17 protein-coding genes and 1 pseudogene are annotated in these 22,073 nt (G+C 71.5%); 5 read left to right on the forward strand and 13 right to left on the reverse strand.

Translation table 11 applies throughout. From position 1 onward, the window contains the following. Positions 1-109 precede the first annotated feature (109 nt). The 7 genes from QE454_RS04295 to QE454_RS04325 all read right to left on the reverse strand — a co-directional run bounded on the left by QE454_RS04295 (position 110) and on the right by QE454_RS04325 (position 8,276). Positions 110-1,492 (reverse strand): nucleotide pyrophosphatase/phosphodiesterase family protein, encoded by a 1,383-nt coding sequence (locus QE454_RS04295; protein ID WP_307457766.1) that lies wholly within the window; start codon positions 1,490-1,492, stop codon positions 110-112. Beyond that, positions 1,489-2,652, reverse strand: coding sequence for a metabolite traffic protein EboE (gene eboE / locus QE454_RS04300; RefSeq protein WP_307457763.1), 1,164 nt, complete (start codon positions 2,650-2,652; stop codon positions 1,489-1,491). Before eboE ends, QE454_RS04295 begins: the two co-directional genes overlap by 4 nt. Positions 2,653-2,654: 2 nt before the next feature. Beyond that, entirely contained in the window at positions 2,655-3,545 is an 891-nt protein-coding gene (locus tag QE454_RS04305) for a TatD family hydrolase (protein WP_309668785.1), read from the reverse strand. Further along, on the reverse strand, positions 3,542-5,053 hold the full coding sequence (locus QE454_RS04310) for an EboA domain-containing protein (RefSeq protein ID WP_307457756.1): 1,512 nt from the start codon (positions 5,051-5,053) through the stop codon (positions 3,542-3,544). The genes QE454_RS04305 and QE454_RS04310 overlap by 4 nt, the downstream gene beginning before the upstream one ends. Further along, positions 5,050-5,916, reverse strand: coding sequence for an SCO3242 family prenyltransferase (locus QE454_RS04315; protein ID WP_307457752.1), 867 nt, complete (start codon positions 5,914-5,916; stop codon positions 5,050-5,052). Before QE454_RS04315 ends, QE454_RS04310 begins: the two co-directional genes overlap by 4 nt. Then, positions 5,913-7,112, reverse strand: a complete 1,200-nt coding sequence (locus QE454_RS04320; RefSeq protein WP_307457750.1) for an inositol-3-phosphate synthase — start codon at positions 7,110-7,112, stop codon at positions 5,913-5,915. Before QE454_RS04320 ends, QE454_RS04315 begins: the two co-directional genes overlap by 4 nt. A 315-nt stretch (positions 7,113-7,427) precedes the next feature. Next, the gene (locus tag QE454_RS04325) at positions 7,428-8,276 is read right to left on the reverse strand and encodes an alpha/beta fold hydrolase (protein WP_307457748.1); all 849 of its coding nucleotides are present in this window, start codon (positions 8,274-8,276) and stop codon (positions 7,428-7,430) included. 88 nt (positions 8,277-8,364) lie between these two features. Here QE454_RS04325 and QE454_RS04330 point away from each other — a divergent pair, with 88 nt between their 5' ends. From QE454_RS04330 to QE454_RS04350, 5 genes and pseudogenes are all read left to right on the forward strand, one after another. After that, positions 8,365-8,826 carry a MarR family winged helix-turn-helix transcriptional regulator gene (locus QE454_RS04330; protein WP_210076118.1) on the forward strand — a complete coding sequence of 154 codons (462 nt, stop codon included), beginning with the start codon at positions 8,365-8,367 and terminating at the stop codon, positions 8,824-8,826. Continuing rightward, positions 8,823-10,196, forward strand: coding sequence for an MFS transporter (locus tag QE454_RS04335; protein ID WP_307457746.1), 1,374 nt, complete (start codon positions 8,823-8,825; stop codon positions 10,194-10,196). The genes QE454_RS04330 and QE454_RS04335 overlap by 4 nt, the downstream gene beginning before the upstream one ends. A gap of 130 nt (positions 10,197-10,326) precedes the next feature. Further along, positions 10,327-11,927, forward strand: a pseudogene (locus QE454_RS04340) (DHA2 family efflux MFS transporter permease subunit). 131 nt (positions 11,928-12,058) lie between these two features. Further along, positions 12,059-12,649, forward strand: coding sequence for a hypothetical protein (locus tag QE454_RS04345; protein ID WP_307457743.1), 591 nt, complete (start codon positions 12,059-12,061; stop codon positions 12,647-12,649). A 4-nt stretch (positions 12,650-12,653) separates the two neighbouring features. Further along, positions 12,654-13,649, forward strand: coding sequence for a hypothetical protein (locus QE454_RS04350; protein ID WP_307457741.1), 996 nt, complete (start codon positions 12,654-12,656; stop codon positions 13,647-13,649). Positions 13,650-14,349: 700 nt separating this feature from the next. Here QE454_RS04350 and QE454_RS04355 read toward each other — a convergent pair. From QE454_RS04355 to QE454_RS04380, 6 genes are all read right to left on the reverse strand, one after another. Continuing rightward, positions 14,350-15,606, reverse strand: coding sequence for an alpha-hydroxy acid oxidase (locus QE454_RS04355; RefSeq protein ID WP_307457738.1), 1,257 nt, complete (start codon positions 15,604-15,606; stop codon positions 14,350-14,352). Positions 15,607-15,672: 66 nt separating this feature from the next. Continuing rightward, a complete protein-coding gene (locus QE454_RS04360) occupies positions 15,673-17,106 on the reverse strand; it encodes a rhamnulokinase family protein (protein WP_307457735.1) in 1,434 nt (477 codons plus the stop codon). Beyond that, positions 17,103-19,151, reverse strand: coding sequence for a bifunctional aldolase/short-chain dehydrogenase (locus tag QE454_RS04365; RefSeq protein ID WP_307457732.1), 2,049 nt, complete (start codon positions 19,149-19,151; stop codon positions 17,103-17,105). The genes QE454_RS04360 and QE454_RS04365 overlap by 4 nt, the downstream gene beginning before the upstream one ends. A 30-nt stretch (positions 19,152-19,181) precedes the next feature. Continuing rightward, on the reverse strand, positions 19,182-20,498 hold the full coding sequence (locus QE454_RS04370) for an MFS transporter (RefSeq protein WP_210076104.1): 1,317 nt from the start codon (positions 20,496-20,498) through the stop codon (positions 19,182-19,184). Positions 20,499-20,500: 2 nt separating this feature from the next. Further along, positions 20,501-21,667: an L-rhamnose isomerase gene (rhaI, locus tag QE454_RS04375; protein WP_210076102.1), complete on the reverse strand. Its 1,167-nt coding sequence runs from the start codon at positions 21,665-21,667 to the stop codon at positions 20,501-20,503. Beyond that, on the reverse strand, positions 21,664-22,044 hold the full coding sequence (locus QE454_RS04380; protein ID WP_307457727.1) for an L-rhamnose mutarotase: 381 nt from the start codon (positions 22,042-22,044) through the stop codon (positions 21,664-21,666). Before QE454_RS04380 ends, rhaI begins: the two co-directional genes overlap by 4 nt. Positions 22,045-22,073: the final 29 nt, after the last annotated feature.

Below are 22,073 nucleotides of genomic sequence, written 5' to 3' on the forward strand. Positions count from 1 at the left end.
CCCTGTTCTCGACGCACCGCCCGCGGCGCACCCTGCGCGAGACGCACCGCCCGCGGCGCAGGCAACGCCCGTGCCAGACGCCGAGCCTGCGTCCGACGCCGCCCCCGTGTCAGACGCCGAGGCCGCGCAGCACGAGGTCGCGCACGCCCGCGGCGGGCAGCGACTCGGCGTCGGGCAGCAGGCCGGCGTCGCTCGTGACGAGCATCGGCCCGTCGCGCCGCGACGACGACAGGCGCCCGTGCGTTCCGCGCACGCACGACGGGTCGAGCGGCACCGTGCTCATGGCGTAGCGCAGGCCCAGTTTCTTCTTCACCAGGTTCGCCCCGGCTTTGGCCTTCGCGAGCCGGTCGGCGGGGTCGAAGAACAGCTCGGCGGGGTCGTAGCCCGGCTTGCGGTGGATGTCGACGCCCCGCGCGTACTCGGGCGCACGCTCGTCGTCGAGCCAGAAGTAGTAGGTGAACCACGCCCCGGGCTCGGCCACCACGACCAGTTCGCCGGAGCGCTCGTGATCCAGGCCGTACCGCGCCTGCGCGTCGCGGTCGAGCACCTCGTCGACGCCCTCGAGCCCGCGCAGCAGCGCCGTGACGCGAGGGAGGTCGGCGGCATCCGGAACGTAGACGTGGGCCACCTGGTGGTCGGCGACGGCGAAGGCGCGCGAGGTCCACGGGTCGAGCTGTTCGCGGCCGTCCTGCACGTAGACCTCGAGCAGGCCCCCGCGGCGGAGGGCACGGTTGATGTCGACCGGACGGGATGCCTGCTCGATGCCGTACTCCGACACCGCGACGATCGTGTACCCGCGGTCGGCCGCGTCGTCGAGCAACGGGGTGATCGCGTCGTCGAGCTCGCGGGCCGCGTGGTCGGCCTGGGGGCCGTTCGGTCCGAAGCGCTGCAGGTCGTAGTCGAGGTGCGGCAGGTACGCCATCGCCAGGTCGGGCGCCGGGCCCCACCGCTCGGTGATCACGCCCCGGGTCGCTTCGGCCAGCCACGCGCTGCTCCGGATGGTCGCGGTCGGACCCCAGTACTGGAACAGCGGGAACTCCCCCAGCGCCCCGACGAGCTGGTCGTGCAGGGTGGCCGGTCGCACGTAGGCGTCGGGGCTCTTCCGCCCGTCGGCGTGGTAGATCGGGCGCGGCGTCACGGTGATGTCGGTCGTCGCTCCCATCGCGAACCACCAGCCGAGGTTCGCGGTCCTCAGCTCGGGGCGCGAGCGGCGGGCGGTCTCCCACACCTTCTCGCCCGCGACGAGCCTGTTGTGCTGGCGCCAGAGCAGGGGGTCGCCGAGACCGCGGAAGTACCAGCCGTTGCCCACGATCCCGTGCTCGCGGGGCATCGTGCCGGTGAGCATCGTCGATTGCACACTGCACGTGACGGCCGGGAGGATCGTGTCGAGTCCCAGGTGCCCGCCGGAGCGGCCCAGGGCGGAGAGCCGGGGCATCGCCGAGAGCGCGCGCGGGGTCAGCCCCACGATGTCCAGCAGCAGAACCTTGCTCACGCGCGGATCCTTTCGTCGATCGCGGATGCCGGGACCCCGGCGAGAGCGCGGGGAAGATGCGTGTGCGCCCAGCGCAGTTCGGCCGCGATCCCGCTGACGAGCGTTTCGGGCTGCAGTTCGCGGGGCAGCACCGACCAGGTGTAGGTCTCGACGTCGAGGTGGGCGTCACCGCCGCCGGGGGCCTCGAGGACAGCGTCGATCGCGGCGAGCAGCACCTCGGTCGTGGCGCGCAGCGGCCCTGCGGGCCGGGCGTGCAGGGGGATGTGGACGTGCACACGCCAGGGGCGGTCGGTCGGCCACGGCTCGGCGGCATCGAGCACCTCGGGCAGGTCGTCGGCCCGTCGCGTGCCCCCGGCCTCGCGCACCTGGTGCACGTAGCGCTCCTCGGCGAAGGGCCGCAACGCCTCGATCGTGCGCGGGTCGGCGGGGTCAGGCACCTCGAGGGCGACCGAGGCCTGCACCTTGACGATCCGGATGCCGGCGGCGGTGGCCGCGGCGACCGCTCCGGCGGGGTCGGCGAACGAGACGGCGAGGTGGCAGGTGTCGAGGCACAGCCCGAGGCGCCCCTCGTGCGTGAGGTGCGGGCGCGCGTCGAGCCACGCGATCACGTCGGCGACGTCGTCGAGGATGCAGCCGGGCTCGGGCTCGATCGCGACGCGCACGGTGCGGCCGGTCTCGCGTTCGAGGGCGGCGAGGCCCTCGACCAGCCGCTCCAGGTTGTCATCCGCGGCGCGGTCGGCCGCGGCATCCCACCCTGCTCTCCACCCGAGCGGGAGCGTCGAGATGCTCCCCTCGCCCCCGTCGGGGAGCAGGGCCGCGAGGGCGCGCGCGCAGTCCAGCGTGTACCGCAGCCGCTCGGGCGTGGTCCAGTCGGGGCGGTAGACCGCGAGCTTGACGACATCATCGTGGAAACCGCGGTACGGGAAGGCGTTCACGGTCCGCAGCTCCAGACCGTTGCGCTCGAGGGCGTCGGCGAGAACCGCCCGTGCCTGCGGATCGCCGGAGAGGACGGACGCCACCTCCACCGGCATCCACAGTCCGACGCCGAGGCGGTCGAGACCCGCCGCCCGCCGGATCGGGCCCGCGTGCTCGTCGAGCTGGCGGACGATGCCGTCGAGGTCTTCGGCGGGGTGGACGTTGGTGCAGTACGACAGCTCCACTCTCACACCCCCGGGCGCGACGCCGTGCCGCGCAGCACCGAGTTGCCCTCGAACAGATCGGGGCCCTGGCTCGCGGGGGCGAAGCCCTCGATCGGATCGGTGCTCACGCGGCCGCTCTGCGCGTAGAAGTCGCGGGGGTTGCGCCACAGGATCCGGTCGACGTCGTCGTCGCTGAAACCGGCGTCGAGCATCGCCAGGCCCGTCTTGGCGGTCTTGAGCGGGTCTGAGCGGCCCCAGTCCGCCGCGGAGTTGACGATGACGCGGTCGAGGCCGATGCGCTGCATGATCGCGACCACGCGTTGCTCGTCCATCTTCGTGTCGGGATAGATGGAGAAACCCATCCAGGCGCCGCTGTCGGCGACCGCGTCGACGCAGGTCTCGTTGAGGTGATCGACGAGCACGTGCTGCATCGGGATGCCGGACTCGGCGACCACGTCCAGCGTGCGCTGCGTGCCCACGGTCTTGTCGCGGTGCGGGGTGTGGACGAGAACGGGGAGCTCGAACTCGATGCCGAGGGCGAGGTGCTGGCGGAGGATCTCGTCCTCCTCGGGGGTCATCGAGTCGTACCCGGTCTCTCCCACCGCCACGACCCCGTCCTTGGCGAGGTAGGTCGGCAGCTCGGCCATCACCTCGCGGCAGCGCGCGTCGTTCGCCTCTTTCGGGTTCAACGCGATCGTGCAGTGGTGGCGGATGCCGAACTGCGCGGCGCGGAACCTCTCCCACCCGATCAGGGCGTCGAAGTAGTCGAGGAACGACCCCACGCTCGTGCGCGGCTGGCCCAGCCAGAACGCCGGTTCGACCAGCGCGCGCACGCCCGCCTCATACATGGCCTCGTAGTCGTCGGTGGTGCGCGCCGACATGTGGATGTGGGGGTCGAAGATGCCGCATGTCAGGCCCTTTCGCGAGCACGGAGGAGAGAGAGGTCGTCGGGCACGGGCCGGCCCGCGGCGCGGCGCTCGGTGGCGAAGCGCTCGGCCATCGCGGCGAGCTCGTCGTCGGCGCGGGCGCCGAGGCCCGAGACGACGGAGAGGGGGATGCCGAGGAACACGCACTTCAGCACGCCGTGACGCCACGCGTGGTCGTCGAGGTGCTCGGCGGCGAAGCGTCCGAGAGCGGCCGCGACCAGCCGCGTGTCGTTGGCGCGCAGGGCGTCGACGACCAGCTCGAGACCGGCCTCGCGCCAGGGGGCCGGGGGTGCCTCGATCGCGTCGAGCCCTCGCAGCACGCCCCGGCGCTCGGCGTCGTCGCCGCGGCGGTACAGCGCGAGCACCACGGCGGGGTCGGCCCCGCTGTCGGCCAGGGCCGCGACGATGGCCGCGCGGGCGGCGTCGTCGGCGCTCGGCGCGAAGGGCTCGGCGGAGGAGGGAGCGCGCCCCACCTCGCGGCCCGCCGAGGCGAACAGGCGCGGCGCACGAGTGGCATCCGTCCGCACCTGCTCGACCGCGCGGGTGGTCCAGGGGTGCGGTACCGGGGTCGCGGGGGCGCTCGACCCGGGAACGGAGGATGCCACGGGGGTGCCGGGTCCTCCCCCTGCGGGTTCTCCTCCTCCCGCGGGCCCCGCGGACGTCGTGCGCTCCGCCGCCGCCACCAACGCGGCCATGCTCGCGCGGGCCAGCTCGGGCGCTGCGTGCGCGTGCCGCGGCAGCTCGACCGCGACCACCCCGGTGTAGTCGATCTCGCGCAGCGCCGAGAGGGCGGCATCCAGGTCGAGCTCCCCCTCGCCGAAGGGCAGGTGCTCGTGCGCCGCGGGCAGCATGTCGTCGGCCTGCACGTTGCGCAGCAGGGCGCCCGCCGCGCGCAGGGCGCCGACCACTCCCTCGGGCTCGACGACCACGCAGTGGCCGAGATCGACGGTGAGGCCCAGGTTCTCGGGGTGGCCGAGGCGGGCGCGGAGCGCGAGGGCGTCGGCCACGGTCTCGATGAGCATGCCGGGCTCGGGCTCGAGGGCGAGGGCGACGCCGGAGTCGGCGGCGAACGCGGCGAGCTCGAGAAGACGCTCCTCGAGCAGGACGCGCGCCTGATCGACCGAGACGTCGTCGGGCACGACTCCGCTCCAGATCGACACGCAGTCGGCGCCCAGGATCGCGGCGATCTCGACGGCACGGCGCAGGAACGCCAGGCGCGGCCCGGCCTCACGGTCGACGAGGGTCGGGCGGTGCTTGCGCAGCGGGTCGAGCAGGTAGCGGGCTCCCGTCTCGACCACCACGCGCAGGCCGCGGCGGCGCAGGTCTGCGGCGAGCGCCTCGGTCTGCGCGCGCCAATCGGCGGCGAAGGGGTCGAGGTGCGGGTGGCCGAGGGTCAGCGCGACCGCGCCGTAGCCGTGGTGCTGCAGCACGTCGAGGGCGGCGGGCAGCGGGTGGTCGGTGAAGCCGTTGGTGCCGTAACCCCAGGTCCAGCTCATGTGATGTCTCCCCTCGATCGGCGGCGGCCGAGCCAGCGGCCGAGAGTCTCGACGCCCAGCAGGGCGGCGGTCGCCGGCGGCGAACCCGCACGGGCGGCGAGGGCCGACTGCAGGGGGACGACCGCGCGGATGCCGGAGCGGGTGGCGTCTCGCGCCTCGGCGGCTCCGGGACGACGGGCGACCGTCAGCTGCCCGGGGAGGACCGCGGCGAGGTAGCGCGCTCCCCCGAGCACGGTGGCGGGGTGGTTTCCCCCACCGAGCAGACCGGATGCCGCGACGACAACGCTCGCGGCCGCGGCGGCGCGACCGGTGATCACGGTCGACCCGTCGACCTCGCCCCGCGAGACCGCGGTGACGGCGACGGTGTGCGCGGCGACCGCGCCCGCGGGGACCAGCGCCGAGCGCCACCCCGGGCCCGCCGCGCCCATCATCACGTCGAGCCCCCGGCACGCGGCCATGACCACCGGGCCTGCCGCGGTGGGCTTGAACACGGTGTCGTACGCCCACAGCGCGCCGGCCAATGCGACCGAGACCAGGCCCGAGGCGCGACCCGCGGCGAACGCCGAGCCGACCCCCAGGGCGGTGAGGCACACGCCGACCGCGAGGGCGCGGCCACGGCTGATCCGCCCCGAGGGGATGGGGCGTTCCGGGCGTTCGCGCGCGTCGAGATCGGCATCCGCCCAGTCGTTCACCGCCATGCCGGCGCTGTACAGGCAGACCGACGAGACCGCGAGGGCACCGACGCGCAGGGGTCGGTCCGCGCCCGGCCCGCGCGCGCTCAGCGCACCGACGAGGGCATCGCCGAGGACGGTGAGCGAGGCGGGGGCGCGGACGAGGTCGAGGTAGTCCGCGACCCGGGTCACGGTGCGGCGACCCGAGCTGCCGCGACGGCGGCGGCGGTCTCGTGCACCCACGAGACGAAGTGGGCGGTCTGCTCGCCGAAACCGTGGACGTCGCTGCCCCACGGGTCCTTGAAGAAACAGCCGAGGGCGGTGACGACACCGGCATGACCGGCGCGGGTCGCGAGCGAGAGGGCGCGGACGAGGTCGATGACCAGGGGCGCCGCCAGAGCCGAGTCGTACGCGCTCCAGGTGGTCTGCAGCGTCACGCGGCTGCCGAGGAAGCCTGTTGCGCTGACGTGGTCCCACGCCGTCTTGACGTCGCCGAGGTCGGGCACGTTGTCGATGTGCAGGGGGGTCACGACGTCGTCGCCGACGAGGGCGTGCAGACCGCGGTTCTTCGACACGAGCTTGGAGCGCACCGCCTCGGGGTCGGCCAGGGTCGCCCCGTCGCCTCCGCCGAGCAGGTTCGTGCCGGCCCAGGACTGCACGCGGAACCCGCGGGCCGTGAACATCGGGGCCAGCACGGTGCGCAGCAGCGTCTCTCCGGTCTTGCCGTCCTGACCCGCGTAGGCGATGCCCGCCCGTTCGGCGCGGTCGCGCAGGACGGGAAGGTTGAGCGATGCCGAGGGAGTGAAGGCCGCGTACGCGGCTCCGGCCGCGATCGCGGCGAGGGCGGCGCGCGAGCTGGGCGGCAGCACCCGCACGCCCGGCGTCGTGAGGGCGGCCTGCAGCAGCTCGTCGTCTTCGAATCCCGGGTGGTAGGGCGGCAGGGGCTCGGTGGACGAGACGTCGATGACGACGACCTCGCGCAGGTCGTACCGCTCGCGGAAGTCGACGATGTCGGCCGCCAGCAAGTCGATCTCCTCCTGCTGGGTCGCGGTCATCGCGGGGACGGTGCGGAGGTTCCGATCGGTCTCGCGCAGGCGTTCGGCGACCGCGTCGACGAGGGCCGCGGGGAACATGCCGCCCGCGGCGAGCTGGCGCGCCCGCTCCTCGAGCGGGGTGGTCGAGATGTCGTGGCCGCCGACGACGATGTCAGCGATCGCGGGGAACTCGTCGACGCGCACCGCGTCGGTCTCGGTCGTGAGGCCCACGGGGGTTGCGACCCCCGCGGCGAGGGCGTGGATGCCGAGGGTCGCCGTCGTGGCGAGCGAGCCTCGTGCGCCGATGAACCAGGCGCCGACGTCGGCGGTGTGTCGGGTGTCCGAAGTGTTCACGTGAGGGTCCGTTCTTCATTGAGGGACGTCGATTGCCGGGCACGCGCGACGGCGCGACTCCGCGGGTGGGAGCTGTGAGGGTGGGGCGCTCCGGTGGGGGATGGAGGGCGGCCCGGGGGTGGTCGGGGGGACTCGTCGTCGAGGTGTCCTGGTCTGTTCGACAGTAGTGAGGCTTTTGCAGAAAGGCAACCAAAAGTTGTCAGATAGGGGCGCAATATCCGAAGCCGGCTCGACGCCGGATGCTCTTCCGCCCCGCGTAGCGGTTGCACGCAGACCTCACGCCCGCGCATCGAGAAGCGGCACACGCCGCTCGGGTCAGCGGCGCCGCGGCATCCGCTCGTCGAGCCACGCCAGCAGATCCGCCCGCACCTCGGCCTGGCACCGCTCGGCGAAGATCTCGTGACGGGCACCCGGGTACACGAGGGTCGTGACATCCGTCAGTCCGGAGCGACGCGTGTAGGCGTCCGCCAGTCTGTGCACGCTGCGCGGCCCGCCGACGGTGTCGTCGCGACCGACCATGAGCAGCAGGGGCACGTCGCGTTCGAGGCCGCGTCGCGGCCGCCCGAGGAGCTTCGCCGTCTCGAGGGGACCGAAGAGCCGCGCGAGCGGCGTGGAGGTCGTGAGCGGGTCGGCGACGAAGTCTCGACCCACCTGCTCATCGCTCGACAGCCACTGCATGCCCGAGCCCCGCAGGTGCTTCCACGGGGCGTTCAGATCCCCCGCGTTGAGCGAACCGGGGACCCGCAGGGCCGAGCCGGTCATCACCACGGCATCGAAGGCCTCGGGATGCCGATCCAGCAGCATCTGCGCGAGGAACGAACCCCACGAGTGTCCGAGCAGCACGAGAGGCAGGTCGGGGTGCTCCGCGCGGATGCGCTGCGTGAGGGTCCACACCGCGTCGCGGGCGGCTCCGAGTCCGCCGGGCCCGAGGCGTCCGAGCTTGCGGCGGTCACCGCTCCATTGCCGCAGCCCCGTGCGCCCGTGACCGCGGTGATCGTCGGCATAGACCGTGTAGCCCGCGTCGACGAGCGCCTCGATCAGGGCGCCGTAGCGCCCCGCGTGCTCCCCCACACCGTGCAGCAGCTGCACCACCGCCCGGGGCTCGGCCGCTTCGTAGACGTCGTAGACGATCGAGATGCCATAGGCGTCGACGAACTCGGGCATGGGGGGAGTCTAGGGCGGCGGACGCGGGGAGAACGGGGTCCGCCCGTTCCTTTAGCAAAGCTAATGAGATAATCTGACTTCTAGGAACATGAATGATCGCGTCGACGAATCCCCCCTTCCCGACTTGAGTTCTGACCACAGCGCAGCGGCGTCCGAGCTGCGCATGGCCACGTTCCGGCTCGCCCGGCGCCTTCGGGCGCAGCGGGCCGTCGACACCATGAGCGACGGGCAGTTCGCCGTCCTCGCCGCGTTGACGGTGCACGGGGCGCACACGCTCGGCCAGCTGGCCGACCGCGAGCGCGTCACCGCCCCGTCGATGAACCGCACGGTGTCGCTGCTGGAGGACGCGGGATATCTGACCCGCATTCCCGATGAGGTCGACCGACGCCGCGTGAGCATCGACCTGACCGATCTCGGCCGCCGCATCGTCGATGAGACGGTCCGGCGACGAGACGCCTTCGTCGAAGAGGCTCTCGCCGAGCTCTCCCCCGAAGAAAGACAGGCGCTGGCCCGCGCCACGACGATCATGAGGAAGGTGGCCGACAGATGAGCACATCGATGTTCCGGTCGCTGTCGATCTTCAACTACCGCGTCTGGTTCATCGGAGCCCTCGTCTCGAACGTCGGCGCATGGATGCAGTCCACGGCCCAGAACTGGGTCGTGCTGACACAGCTCACGGACAACGACGCCGCCGCCATGGGCATCACCATGGCCCTGCAGTTCGCTCCCCCGCTGCTCCTGGTGAGCGTCACCGGGTGGGTCGCCGACCGGTTCGACCGCCGCAAGCTCATCATGTGCACGCAGAGCGCTCTTCTGCTGCTGGCGGTGTCACTCGGGATCCTGCTGCTGAGCGGGGCGATGACCCTGCCGTTGATGTTCTGCTTCGCACTGGCCCTGGGTGTCGTCACGGCCTTCGACAACCCGGCGCGGCAGGCCTTCGTCTCCGACCTGGTCTCACAGGAGAACGCCTCGAACGCCGTCGCCCTCAATGCGGCGTCGTTCAACATGGCCCGCCTCATCGGTCCCGCCGCCGCCGGCATCATGATCGTGCTCGTCGGCACCGGCTGGGTCTTCCTCGTCAATGCGTTCACCTTCCTGGCGATGCTCGGCGCCCTCTTGCTCATGCGCCCGCACGAGCTCGTCGCCCGTCACCGCCGCGGCGGTCCCGCTCGCCTGGCCGACGGCTTCCGCTACGTCGCACGGCGACCCGACCTCGTGGTCATCTTCGTGATGGTGTTCCTCCTCGGCGCCTTCGGTATGAACTTCCCGATCTTCGCCTCGACGATGGCCCTCGAGTTCGGTCGCGGCGCCGACGGCTTCGGCCTCCTGAGCTCCTTCGTCGCGATCGGCTCCCTCGCCGGCGCCCTCCTCGCCGCACGACGAGAGCGCGCCCGGATGCGGGTGGTGATCGTCGGTTCCGGCGGCTTCGCCGTGGCATCCGCCCTCTCGGTCTTCGCACCCAGCTACGGCGCCTACGCGGCCACGCTCGTGCTGACCGGCTTCTGCGTCGTCACGACCCTGACCACCGCGAACGGCTACGTGCAGACCACGACCGACCCCCTCCTGCGTGGCCGCGTGCTGGCGCTGTACATGGCGATCCTCCTCGGGGGCACCCCCGTGGGCGCCCCGATCGTCGGCGCGGTCGCGGCGCAGTTCGGTCCTCGCGTGGCCATCGCGCTGGCGGCGATCGTGGCGGTCGTCGCGTGCGCCATCGGCGCGACCTGGACCGCGATGTCGGGCCGTCTGCACCGACACGAGACCAAGCGCTTCCGCCTCACGCTCGACGAGACGCGGCCCATCGCGACCGTCGCGGCCGAGCCCGAGGACTTCAGCGACGAGGTCGCCGGCACGACGCCGATTCCGCTTCCGCCGGGCGAGCGTTCGCCGCGTGCGACGCCGCGTCCACGCCACGGCGGCTGAGGCCCTCGCCCCAGCGCGCCGCCGCCCCGCCGCCACGTGGCCCCGCCGGCCCGCCACCCCGCCGCGGGGGCGATCGTCGCCGCTCGCGCAAGCCCTCCCGCTCCTCGGTATAGCTAGATAAGCTAGCTACATGAACCACACACAGGCAGGGCGCCGCTGGGCGGGGCTCGTCTTCATCAGCATCGCCGTGTCGCTGATCATCGTCGACTCGACGATCGTCAACGTCGCCGTGCCTCGATCGTCGACGAGCTGAAGATCTCCTCGACCGAGGTGCAATGGGTCCAAGAGGCCTACACCCTCGTCTTCGCCTCGTTCCTGCTCGTGTTCGGCAGCCTCGCCGATCGCTTCGGGCGACGGCGGCTGATGCTGCTCGGCGTCGTGATCTTCGCGGGGGCATCGATCGCCGCATCCCTCGCGCCCACCGGCGGCCTGCTGATCCTCTCGCGACTGATCCAGGGCGTGGGCGGCGCGATGATCCTGCCCACGACCCTGTCGATCATCAACGCCACCTTCCGCGGGCGCGAGCGCGGCATCGCCTTCGCGGTGTGGGGCTCGACCATCGGCGGCATGGCCGCGGTGGGCCCCCTCCTGGGCGGGTGGCTGACCACGTCGTTCTCCTGGCGGTGGGCCTTCGGCATCAACATCCCCCTCGGCGTCGTCATCGTGATCGGCGTCGCCCTGACCGTCGCGGAATCCCGAAGCGAGAAGGCCCAGCGCATCGACGGCGTCGGCGCCCTGCTCTCGGTGCTCACGATGGCCCCGCTCGTCTTCGGACTCATCGAGGGCCGCACGTACGGGTGGTGGACGCTCGATCAGACGCCCTCGGTGGGCAGCTGGACCTGGCCACTCTCGCTCTCCCCCATCCCGATCGCCTTCGCGGTGGCCCTGATCTCTCTGGTCGCCTTCATCGCGTGGGGCCTGCGGCGCCAGCGTCGGGGACTCTCGACCCTGCTGGCCTTCGACCTGTTCCGGATCACGTCCTTCCGCAACGGCAACATCGCCGCGGCCGTCGTGTCTCTGGGAGAGTTCGGCATCATCCTGGCGCTGCCCCTCTGGCTGCAGTTCGTCGTCGGCTTCGATGCACTGCAGACCGGCCTGCTCCTGCTGTCCTTGGCCGTCGGCTCGTTCGTGGCGAGCGGGTTCGCGGGTGCTCTCAGTGGCAGGATCGCGCCCGTCTGGGTGGTGCGCGGAGGGCTTCTCGCCGAGATCGTGGGCGTCGCGGGCGTTGCCTTCACCATCGGACCGGATGCCGGCTGGGGGCCGCTCGTGCCCTTCCTCTTCGTCTACGGACTCGGTGTGGGCCTGGCCACGGCACAGCTCACGGGCGTCGTCCTGGCCGACGTCCCTCCCTCGGCGAGCGGACAGGCCTCGGGTACGCAGTCGACCTCGCGCCAGCTGGGGGCAGCGCTCGGTGTCGCGATCCTCGGCACGGTGCTCTTCTCGACCACGGCGGGGGTGCTGGCATCCACCCTCGACGAGCGAGGGATCCCCGCGGCCCAGCGCGACCAGGTGGTTTCGGAGGTGGTCGACAGCGCCGGCGCCGCGATCGCGGGCCTGGGCGCCTCACCGGAGACGCAGGATCTCGCGATCAACGCCCGCGCGGCGTTCAGCGACGGAACCCGAGCGGCGGCCTTCGCCGCGGCCGCCTTCCTGACCCTGGGGCTCGCCTCGACCGTCACGCTCGGCGCGGGTGCGCGGCGGCGCGACGACGGCGACGTGCGAACCGAGTAGTCCATTCAGAAGAATGGATGCCATATCCCCGTGGGGCCTGTCAAGCCCGTGGGCTCGCGGGTTCACCACGCGGCGGCTCCTTTATCGTGCCGGTGTCTAATTCGCTTACTGATCTTGTGGGGAGATTCATCATGCCGAAATTCACACGCCGTTCCTCTCGCATCGCCACCGCGATCGCCCTTCCCGCGGCATTCGTCGCGGCGGGCCTGCTGGTGTCGACGAGTTCGTACGCCGCCTTCTCCGACACCACCTCCAACGGGCAGAACAGCTGGCGGGCGGGGACCGTCCAGCTCGACGACGACGACGCGGGCCGCGCACTGTTCACCGCCGGCAACGCCAAGCCGGGAGATGGGGGGACGAACTGCATCGCGGTCACCTCGACCGGCACCCTCGCCTCGCAGGTTCGCCTCTACGCCGCGGATGTCTCGGGAACCGCGGGCCTGGCCGATCACCTCGTCTTGCGCGTGGAGCAGGGCACGGGCGGAGGCTCCGGCACCTGCGACGGTTTCGCCTCGCAGCGCACGGTGTTCGATGGCCGTCTCTCCGGCTTCACCGGAACGTTCTCGTCGTACGGCTCGGGGGTCACCGCGTGGAGCCCGACCGGGGGCGGGAGCGAGACGCGCACCTTCCGCATCACGTGGAAGCTCGCCGACGACGCACCCAACGCCGTGCAGGGCGGAAACGCCTCGGCCTCGTTCGTCTGGGAAGCCCAGAACAGCTGAGTCCGTGCGCTCTGGTCGCATCATTCCCATCGCGGGGGTGGCGGCGGCGCGAGCGGTCGTGGCGCTGGTACTGGCGCTGGCGTTCTGGGCGGCGGCACCCGTCGCCCTGGGGTGGCTGCCGACCACCGTGATGACGGCGTCGATGACGCCGGCGATCGAGGTGGGCGACATCGTCGTGTCACGACCCGTTCCGCGGGAGGCCCTCCTTCCCGGTCGTGTTGTGCTGGCGACAGACCCCGACTGGGCCGACCGGTTGCGTCTGCACCGCATCGCCGAGCTCGGCGCCGACGGCGACCTCGTCACGAAGGGCGACGCCAACCCCGACGCCGACTCGACCCCGCTGCACCCCGATGCCGTCCTCGGCGTCGGGGTGCTGCGGGTGCCCGGGATCGGCATGCCGATCGTGTGGTTGCGCACCGGCGAGGTCCTCCCGCTCGCGGGCGTCGTGGCGGCATTCACCCTCTGCCTCGCGGTCGCGTTGCGCCGCGGGGTCGACGACGATCCCGACGACCCGTCCCCGCCGCCCGAGGACACCCCTCCGACCCGTCGAGCTCTGCGCGCGCCACCCACCAGGTCTCGCCTGTTCCGACGCGGCTTCGGTTTCGCGGTCGCCGTCGCGACAGCGGGGGTGTCCGTGAGCACCCCGGCCTCCGCGTCGTTCAGCGACGAGTCCGCGGCATCCGGAACCGTCACCGCGGGCCGCGTCGCCGGTCCGGAAACGCTCGGCTGCTACAACGACGGCGGAGCGGTGGTGACCTGGACCTACGACGGGTGGGAACCCCGCAGCTTCGACCTGCTGGTCGACGGACGCGTCGTGATCGCCGACATCCCCCCGCGGTTCCGGGCCGCCCGCGTGCCGGACGACGGTTCGTACTCGCTGTTGCGCACCGACCGGGTCACCGTGCGCACGAACGTGGGCGAACGGTGGTCGGCCGAGTCGGGTGAGAGCGTGCCCGTGGGAGGCGTGCTGCTCGGGTTCGGCCGGCCGTTCTGTCGGTGATCGGACGCCGCCCGCACGCGGCGCGCACGGCCTCCGTGATCCGCACATCCTCAGTCGAACTCGCCCCGAACGACCAGAAGATGTGCGAATCGCGGAGACTCGCGCGGCTCGACCCCGGCCGCGACGCCACCGCACCCTCAGCGAACCGCGGAGACTCGCGCATCTCGACCCCGGCCGCGACGCCACCGCACCCTCAGCGAACCGGGGAGACTCACGCATCTCGACCCCGGCCGCGACGCCAGCGCACCCTCAGCGATCCGCACATCCTCAGCCGAACTCGCCCCCAACGACCAGAGGATGCGCGAATCGCGGAGCTCCGCGCGGCTCGACCCCGGCCACGACACCGGCACACCCTCAGCGATCCGCCCAACCTCAGCCGAACTCGCCCCCAACGACCAGAAGATGTGCGAATCGCGGAGACTCGCGCATCTCGACCCCGGCCGCGACGCCAGCGCACCCTCAGCGAACCGCGGAGACTCGCGCATCTCGACCCCGGCCGCGACGCCGGCGCACCCTCAGCGATCCGCCCAACCTCAGCCGAACTCGCCCCGAACGACCAGAGGATGCGAGAATCGCGGAGCTCCGCGCGGCTCGACCCCGGCCACGACACCGGCACACCCTCAGCGATCCGCCCAACCTCAGCCGCATCCATGCCGAACCGCCGGAGGATGCGCGAATCATCGAGGTCGCGCCCCCGGCGTCACACCCGCGCGTCGACCACCTGGTCGGCTACCGGCACCAGCCGCGTCAGCTGGGTGACGTGACGCGGCTCGAGCTCGGCGAGGGACGAGACCCCGAGCAGGGTCATCGTGCGCTCGATCTCGCTGCGCAGGATCGCGATCGTGCGGTCGACGCCCTGGCGCCCGCCCGCCATGAGGCCGTAGAGGTAGGCCCGGCCGATGAGGGTGAACTTCGCCCCCAGAGCGACGGATGCCACGATGTCGGCCCCGTTCATGATGCCGGTGTCGACCATGATCGTCGCGTCCTTGCCCACCTCGCGCACGACCTGCGGCAACAGGTGGAAGGGGATGGGGGCGCGGTCGAGCTGGCGCCCGCCGTGGTTCGACAGCACGATGCCGTCGACGCCGAGGTCGACCAGGCGCGCGGCATCCTGGACGTTCTGCACGCCCTTGACCACGAGTTTCCCGGGCCACATCCCGCGGATGACGTCGAGGTCGTCGTAGCTGATCGTGGGGTCCATCGCCGCGTTCAGCAGCTCGCCGACGGTGCCCCCGGTCGTGCTGAGCGATGCGAACTCGAGCTTGGGCGTGGTGAGGAAGTCGATCCACCACCAGGGCCGCGGGATCGCGTTGACGATGGTGCCGACGGTCAGCTGCGGCGGGATCGAGAAGCCGTTGCGCTTGTCGCGCAGACGGGCGCCGGCGATGGGGGTGTCGACGGTGAACTGCAGGGTGTCGAAGCCCGCCGCGGCGGCTCGCTCGACGAGGCCGTACGAGATGCTGCGGTCTTTCATGACGTAGAGCTGGAACCAGTTGCGGCCGACGGGGTTGGCCGCCTTGACGTCCTCGATCGAGGTCGTCCCCAGGGTCGAGAGCGTGAACGGGATGCCGGCGGCGGCCGCCGCGGAGGCTCCCGCCGTCTCACCCTCGGTCTGCATCAGACGCGTGAAGCCGGTGGGCGCGATACCGAACGGGAGCGCAGAGGGACCGCCGAGGATCTCGCACGAGGTGTCGACGTCGGCGGCGGGGCGGAGGATGTCGGGGTGGAACTCCACGTCCTCGAAGGCGCGCCGCGCGCGGTCGAGCGACAGCTCACCCTCGGCCGCACCGTCGGTGTAGTCGAAAGCGGCCTTGGGGGTGCGACGCTGGGCGATCGCGCGCAGGTCCGCGATCGTCAGCGCCGCGTCGAGACGGCGCTTTCGCGCGTCGAGCTCGGGCTTCTTGAACTGCATGAGCTCGAGGAGCTCGCCGACCTTCGGCAGCTGACGCTGAACCATGGGGGATCTCTCTTTCGTGTGGTCTGACCACATCGTATGCCCGCTCGGGCGGGTCGGGAAGGGGTTTCAGGATCGTGGGGAGAAGCGCTTGGGAGGGTAGGCCGCCGATACGCGGGCCCGCAGGTCTTCGAGAGAGGCGTCGGCGCCGAAGCACCCCCGCGCGCGGGCCTGCACCAGAACATTGCCGAGCGCGGTCGCTTCGACGGGCCCCGCGAGCACGGGAAGGCCCGAACGGTCGGCCGTCGCCTGGCACAGCAGGGTGTTGAGCGCCCCGCCGCCCACGAGGTGCACGACGTCGATCTCGCGCTCGGCGAGCCCCTCGGCCGTGCGCAGGGTCGTCGCGAACGCCTCGGCGATGCTCTCGACGATGATTCGCGCGAACATCGGGCGGCCCGAGCGCCCCGGGGCGGCACCGCCGAGCAGGGCCGCGATCCGCGCGGGCATGTCGCCGGGGGCGGCGAGCGAGGGGTCGTCGGCATCGAACAGGCGCGCGGGTGCCGCGACCGACGCCGCGGCCGCGAGCAGTTGTCCGAGGTCGACGGGTGCGCCGTCGGCCTCGGACCACGCCCGCACGGTCTCGCTGAGCAACCACAGGCCCGTGACGTTGCGCAGGAAGCGGATGCGCCCGTCGACACCGCCCTCGTTGGTGAAGTTCGCCGCGCGCGCGGCATCCGTCACGATCGGCGCCTCGAGCTCCAGACCCACCAGGCCCCACGTGCCGCACGAGATGTAGGCCGCGTGCGGCGACGACATCGGTACCGCCACCACGGCCGAGGCGGTGTCGTGCGAGCCGACGGCCACGACCGGCAGGCCCCCGAGATCCTCGGGCGCGTTCCCGATCGTCTCTCCGGGGTCCACGAGCGGGGGCAGGACGGATGCGGGGGTGCCGAGCGCCTCGGCGAGCGCGGCGTCCCACTCCCCCGTGTGCACGTCGAGCAACCCGGTCGTCGAGGCGTTCGTGCGCTCGGCGACCCGCTTGCCGGTGAGACGCTCCGCGAACAGGTCGGGAATGAGCAGGCTCGACTCCGCCGTAGCGAGCTGCGGATCGGCGGCGTACTGGTACAGCGTGTTGAAGGGCAGGAACTGCAGCCCGTTCCGGCGGTACAGCTGCTCGAACGGAACGGCCGCGTGCACGGCATCCACTCCGCGCGCGGTGCGGTCGTCACGGTAGTGGAACGGCTCGGCGACGAGCTCGCCGTCGCGCAGCAGTCCGTAGTCGACGGCCCACGAGTCGATGCCCACGCTCTCGATCGAGGGCTCGCGGCGCAGCGCCTCGGCGAGACCCGCGCGCACGTGGCGCCACAGGGCCTCGATGTCCCAGTGCCACCCGTCCTCGCGTTCGACGGGCCCGTTGGGGAAGCGGGCGACCTGCTCGAGCTCGAGCACCGCGTCGCCGACCCGACCGATCATCACGCGACCGCTGGTGGCGCCCAGGTCCACGGCCGCCACGGCACGGACGGCTCCGATCGGCGCGGCCCCGACCGGCTCGGCGCTGCTCATCGCAGGAAAGCCGCGGCGACGCCCGAATCGACGGGGATGTGCAGGCCCGTCGTGCGCGAGAGCTCTGGGCCCGTGAGCACATACACCGCGTCGGCGACGTTCTCGGGCACGACCTCGCGCTTGAGGATCGTGCGGTTGGCGTAGAACTGGCCGAGGTCCTTCTCTTCGACGCCGTAGGTCGCGGCGCGGTTGGCGCCCCAGCCGGCGGCGAAGATGCCCGAGCCGCGCACGACCCCGTCGGGGTTGATGCCGTTCACGCGCACACCGTGCTCGCCGAGCTCGACCGCGAGCAGTCGCACCTGGTGCGCCTGGTCGGCCTTGGTCGCCGAGTACGCGATGTTGTTGGGCCCGGCGAAGACGGAGTTCTTCGACGAGATGTAGATGACGTCTCCGCCCATGCGCTGCTCGATGAGCGCCTTCGCGGCGGCCTTCGAGACGAGGAAGGAGCCCTTCGCCATGACGTCGTGCTGCAGGTCCCAGTCCTTCTCGGTGGTCTCGAGCAGGGGCTTGGACAGCGAGAGTCCGGCGTTGTTGACGACGAGGTCGATGCCGCCGAAAGCGAGCACGGTCTCGTCGATCGCGGCCTGCACGCCCTCGGCATCCGCCACGTTCGCGGCGACCCCGATCGCGACGTCGGTCGACCCGAGCTCGGCGGCGACCGCCCGGGCCTTGTCGAGGTCGAGGTCGGCGACGACGACGCACGCGCCCTCGGCGGCGAGGCGCGTGGCGATGGCCTTTCCGATTCCGGATGCCGCGCCCGTGACGAACGCGATGCGCCCCTGGTGCGTCTTCGGCTTCGGCATCCGCTGAAGCTTGGCCTCTTCGAGCGCCCAGTACTCGATGCGGAACTTCTCGGCATCCGAGATCGGAGAATACGTCGACAGGGCCTCGGCTCCGCGCATGACGTTGATCGCGTTGACGTAGAACTCCCCCGCCACGCGCGCGGTCTGCTTGTTCGCGCCGTACGAGAACATGCCGACGCCCGGCACGAGCACGATGAGCGGGTCGGCGCCGCGGATCGCGGGGCTGTCGGCGTCGGCGTGCGCGTCGTAGTACGCCTGGTAGTCCGCGCGGTAGGCGACGTGCAGTTCCTTCAGCCGGGCGATCGCGTCGTCGACCGCGGCGTCGGCCGGCAGGTCGAGGATGAGCGGCTTGACCTTGGTGCGCAAGAAGTGATCGGGGCAGCTCGTGCCGAGCTCGGCCAGAGCCGGAGCCTTCTCGGATGCCAAGAAGTCGAGCACGACGTCGGCGTCGGTGAAGTGGCCGACCATCGGCTTGTCGGTCGAGGCGAGGCCGCGAATGGTCGGGGCGAGGGCCGCCGCCTTCGCGCGGCGCTCCGACGCGGGCAGGGCGGAGAATCCTTCGCGCACGCCGCCGAAGGGCTCGGCGGCGCCGTGCTCGTCGATGTACGCCTGCGCCGTGTCGATGATCCACAGGCTGTTCCGCTCGGCCTCTTCCGAGGTGTCTCCCCACGCGGTGATGCCGTGGCCGCCGAGGATCGTGCCGATCGCCCGCGGGTTCTTCTCCTTGATCGCGGCGATGTCCAGGCCCAGCTGGAACCCGGGGCGACGCCACGGCACCCACACGACCGCGTCGCCGAAGATCTTCTGCGTCAGAGCCTCGCCGTCGGCGGCCGTCGCGATCGCGATGCCCGCGTCGGGGTGCAGGTGGTCGACGTGCGGGGCATCGACCAGTGCGTGCATGGCGGTGTCGATCGAGGGCGCTGCTCCTCCCTTGCCGTGCAGGCAGTAGTCGAAGGCCGCGACCATCTCGTCTTCGCGGTCGATGCCGGGATAGACGTCGACGAGCGCGCGAACGCGGTCGAGGCGCAGCACGGCGAGCCCTTTCTCGGTGAGGGTGCCGAGGTCACCCCCGGAGCCCTTCACCCACAGCAGCTCCACCGGCTGACCGGTGACGGGGTCGGTGTCGGTGCCCTTGGCGGAGGTGTTGCCGCCGGCGTAGTTGGTGACCTTGGGGTCGGAGCCGAGGCGGTTGCTGCGCGCGACGAGGGCGGCGGCGGTGTCGGCGGAGGGGGAACTGGTCATGGGGAAGCCCTTCGATCGGACGGGAGCGGATCAGAGATTCGGCGGGACGGGCGTCGACAGCGGCACGCCGGTGCCGTACCGCTCGTGCTCGATCTCATCGAGCGACTTGCCCTCGGTCTTCGGCGCCCACACGGTGCCGATGACGAGCGCCGCAACGAGCAGCGCGAGGATGATGAGCCCGAGCACGGCCAGCCCGGTCTGGGCCAGCAGGATCGGGAACACCAGGCTCAGCAGTCCGACCATCACGCGAGCGAGCATGAACAGCACGCCCTGCGCGCTCGCCCGGTAGCGGGTCGCGAACAGTTCGGCGGTCCACAGGCCGTAGAAGGCCTGCGCGCCGAGTCCGGCCGACACACCCCACGCCACCGCGAAGAACAGCAGCGAGCCCAGTCCGGGCGGGGCGTAGATCAGCACGGCCCACGCGACGACGCCGAGGGCGGCTCCGCCGAAGTACAGCCAGCGCCGGCTCACGCGATCGCCGTAGCGCATGAATCCGAAGTACGTCGCGGCCGCGGTGAGGGTCCACACCAGCACCTGCAGGAGGTTCTGCTGCACCGGGTCGTGCAGGCCCGAGGCGTCGTAGACCCGGGGCTGGAAGATGCCCGCCTGCCCGGCGACGGTGTTCCACAGGCCGTAGACGCCGAGGAGGAACAGCAGCGCCGTCCAGTTCTTCCGCTCGCGCAGGAGCCCCGCCAGACCGCTGAAGAACGAGATGCGCTCGCCGGCGTTGGTCGCCGCCTCCCGCTGTTGCTTCCACCGGCGCGACTCGGGCAAGCCCCGCCGCACCCACCAGGTGACGGCGGCGATGACGAACAGGTGCAGGAAGATCAGGCGCGAGCCCCACAGCCCGAGGGGGGCCACCACGACGGCGAGGAGGAAGCCGACGGCCGGTCCGATCGACCACGCCAGCTGGGCGGTTCCGACATGGGCCGCGCGGTGCTCGCTGGGCGCCTCCTCGGCGATGTAGGTCCAGGATGCCGGCACCCCGGCGCCCACGGCGATACCCATGAGGATGACTCCGGCCAGCAGCACGCCGACGTTGCCCGAGAAGGCGACGAGAAGGGCGCCGACCATGAACACGATGAGGTCGTAGGTGTAGATGAACTTGCGGCCGAGACGGTCGCAGAGGGGGCCGCCGATGGCGGCTCCGATCGCCGAGCCGAAGGCGTTGGCCGAAAGGGCCGCGATGACGCCGACGACGCCGTCGCTGAAGCCGAAAGACTCCTGCCAGAGCGTGAGGCTCGTGGCGAGGGCGATGATCGCGCCCGCCTCGATGTAGTTCGACATCGCCACGGCGATCGTGGCTTTCCAGGCCGAGAGCGGCCGCTTGGTGGTGGTCGTGGTCATGATCAGGCTCCCCATCCGGCCTGGGTGCCGCCGACACGGTCGGCGGCGATGCGGGTCTGGTAGTCGGAGGCGGCATACGCCGCCATCGGGTCGGCGGGAAGGCCCCGCGCGGTGCGCCATTCGGCCAGGGCCGGGCGCACGTCGGTCGCGAAGGCGTCCATCATCACGGCGTTGGCGCCGAGCACGTCGTTCGCCTGCTGCGCGGATGAGAGTGCGTCACGATCCAGCAGCAGGGCGCGGGCCGTCATCTCCTGCACGTTGAGCACCGAGCGGATCTGCCCGGGGATCTTGTCCTCGATGTTGTGGCACTGGTCGAGCATGAACGCGACCTCGGGGTTGTTCAGGCCGCCACCGCGCACGACCTCGACGAGGATGCGGAACAGCTGGAACGGATCGGCCGCGCCGACGATGAGGTCGTCGTCGGCGTAGAAGCGGGAGTTGAAGTCGAACGAGCCGAGCTTTCCGAGCCGCAGCAGCTGCATCACGATGAACTCGATGTTCGTTCCGGGTGCGTGGTGTCCCGTATCCAGGCACACCATCGCCTTGTCGCCGAGCGACGCCACCTGCACGTAGGAGGTCCCCCAGTCGGGAACATCGGTGTGGTAGAACGACGGCTCGAAGAACTTGTACTCCAGCACGAGACGCTGGTCGTCGCCGAGGCGGGCGTAGATCTGCCGCAGGGAGTCGTTCAGGCGGTCCTGGCGGTCGCGCATGTCGTTCTGACCCGGGTAGTTCGACCCCTCGGCGAGCCAGATCTTCAGGTCGCGCGAGCCCGTGGCATCCATCACGTCGATGCAGGCGAGGTGGTGCTCGATGGCCTTGCGGCGGATCCGCTCGTCGTGGTGGGTGAGGGCGCCGAATTTGTAGTCCTCGTCCTGGAACGTGTTCGAGTTGATCGTGCCGAGGCGCACCCCGAGGTCCTCGGCGTGCCGACGCAGGGCGTCGAAGTCGTCGACGAGATCCCACGGGATGTGGAGGGCGACCGAGGGGGCGAGGCCGGTGAGGCGGTTGACCTCGGCGGCGTCGGCGATCTTCTCGAAGGGGTCGCGCGGGGTGCCGGCGGTCGGGAACACGCGAAAGCGCGTGCCGGAGTTGCCGAAGGCCCACGAGGGCAGCTCGATCGCCTGCTTCTCGAGGGTCGCGAGGACATCGGGTGACAGCGTCGTCATGACGGGATGCTTTCGTTCGGGGCGGATGCCGAGGATCCGGCGTCCGCGAGCTGGTCGGCGAGGTGGAAGACCTCGACGAGGGGGGTGGCCGCCTGGTCGGGGCGGCCGTCGAGGTCGGCGAAGAAGGGGGCCATCTCGGCTTCCCAGGCCGCGGCGATCGGGGAGGCGGCGAGGTACTGCTGCGCGGCGGCGTCGTCGTCGGTCTCGTAGTAGCCGAACAGCGTGCCGGTGGCGCGGTCGAGGAACAGCGAGTAGTTGCGGCGTCCGGCCGCGGCGATCTCGGCGAGCATCTCGGCGCTCACCGGGCTGTGCCGGGAGACGTACGCGTCGGCGAGCTCGGCTCGGACGCGCAGCGTGAAAGCAACGCGGGCTGTCATGTCACTCCTTCGTGGTCGTCCACGGATCG

Source organism: Microbacterium sp. SORGH_AS_0454, assembly GCF_031453395.1.
In the GTDB taxonomy this organism is placed as follows: Bacteria; Actinomycetota; Actinomycetes; order Actinomycetales; family Microbacteriaceae; genus Microbacterium.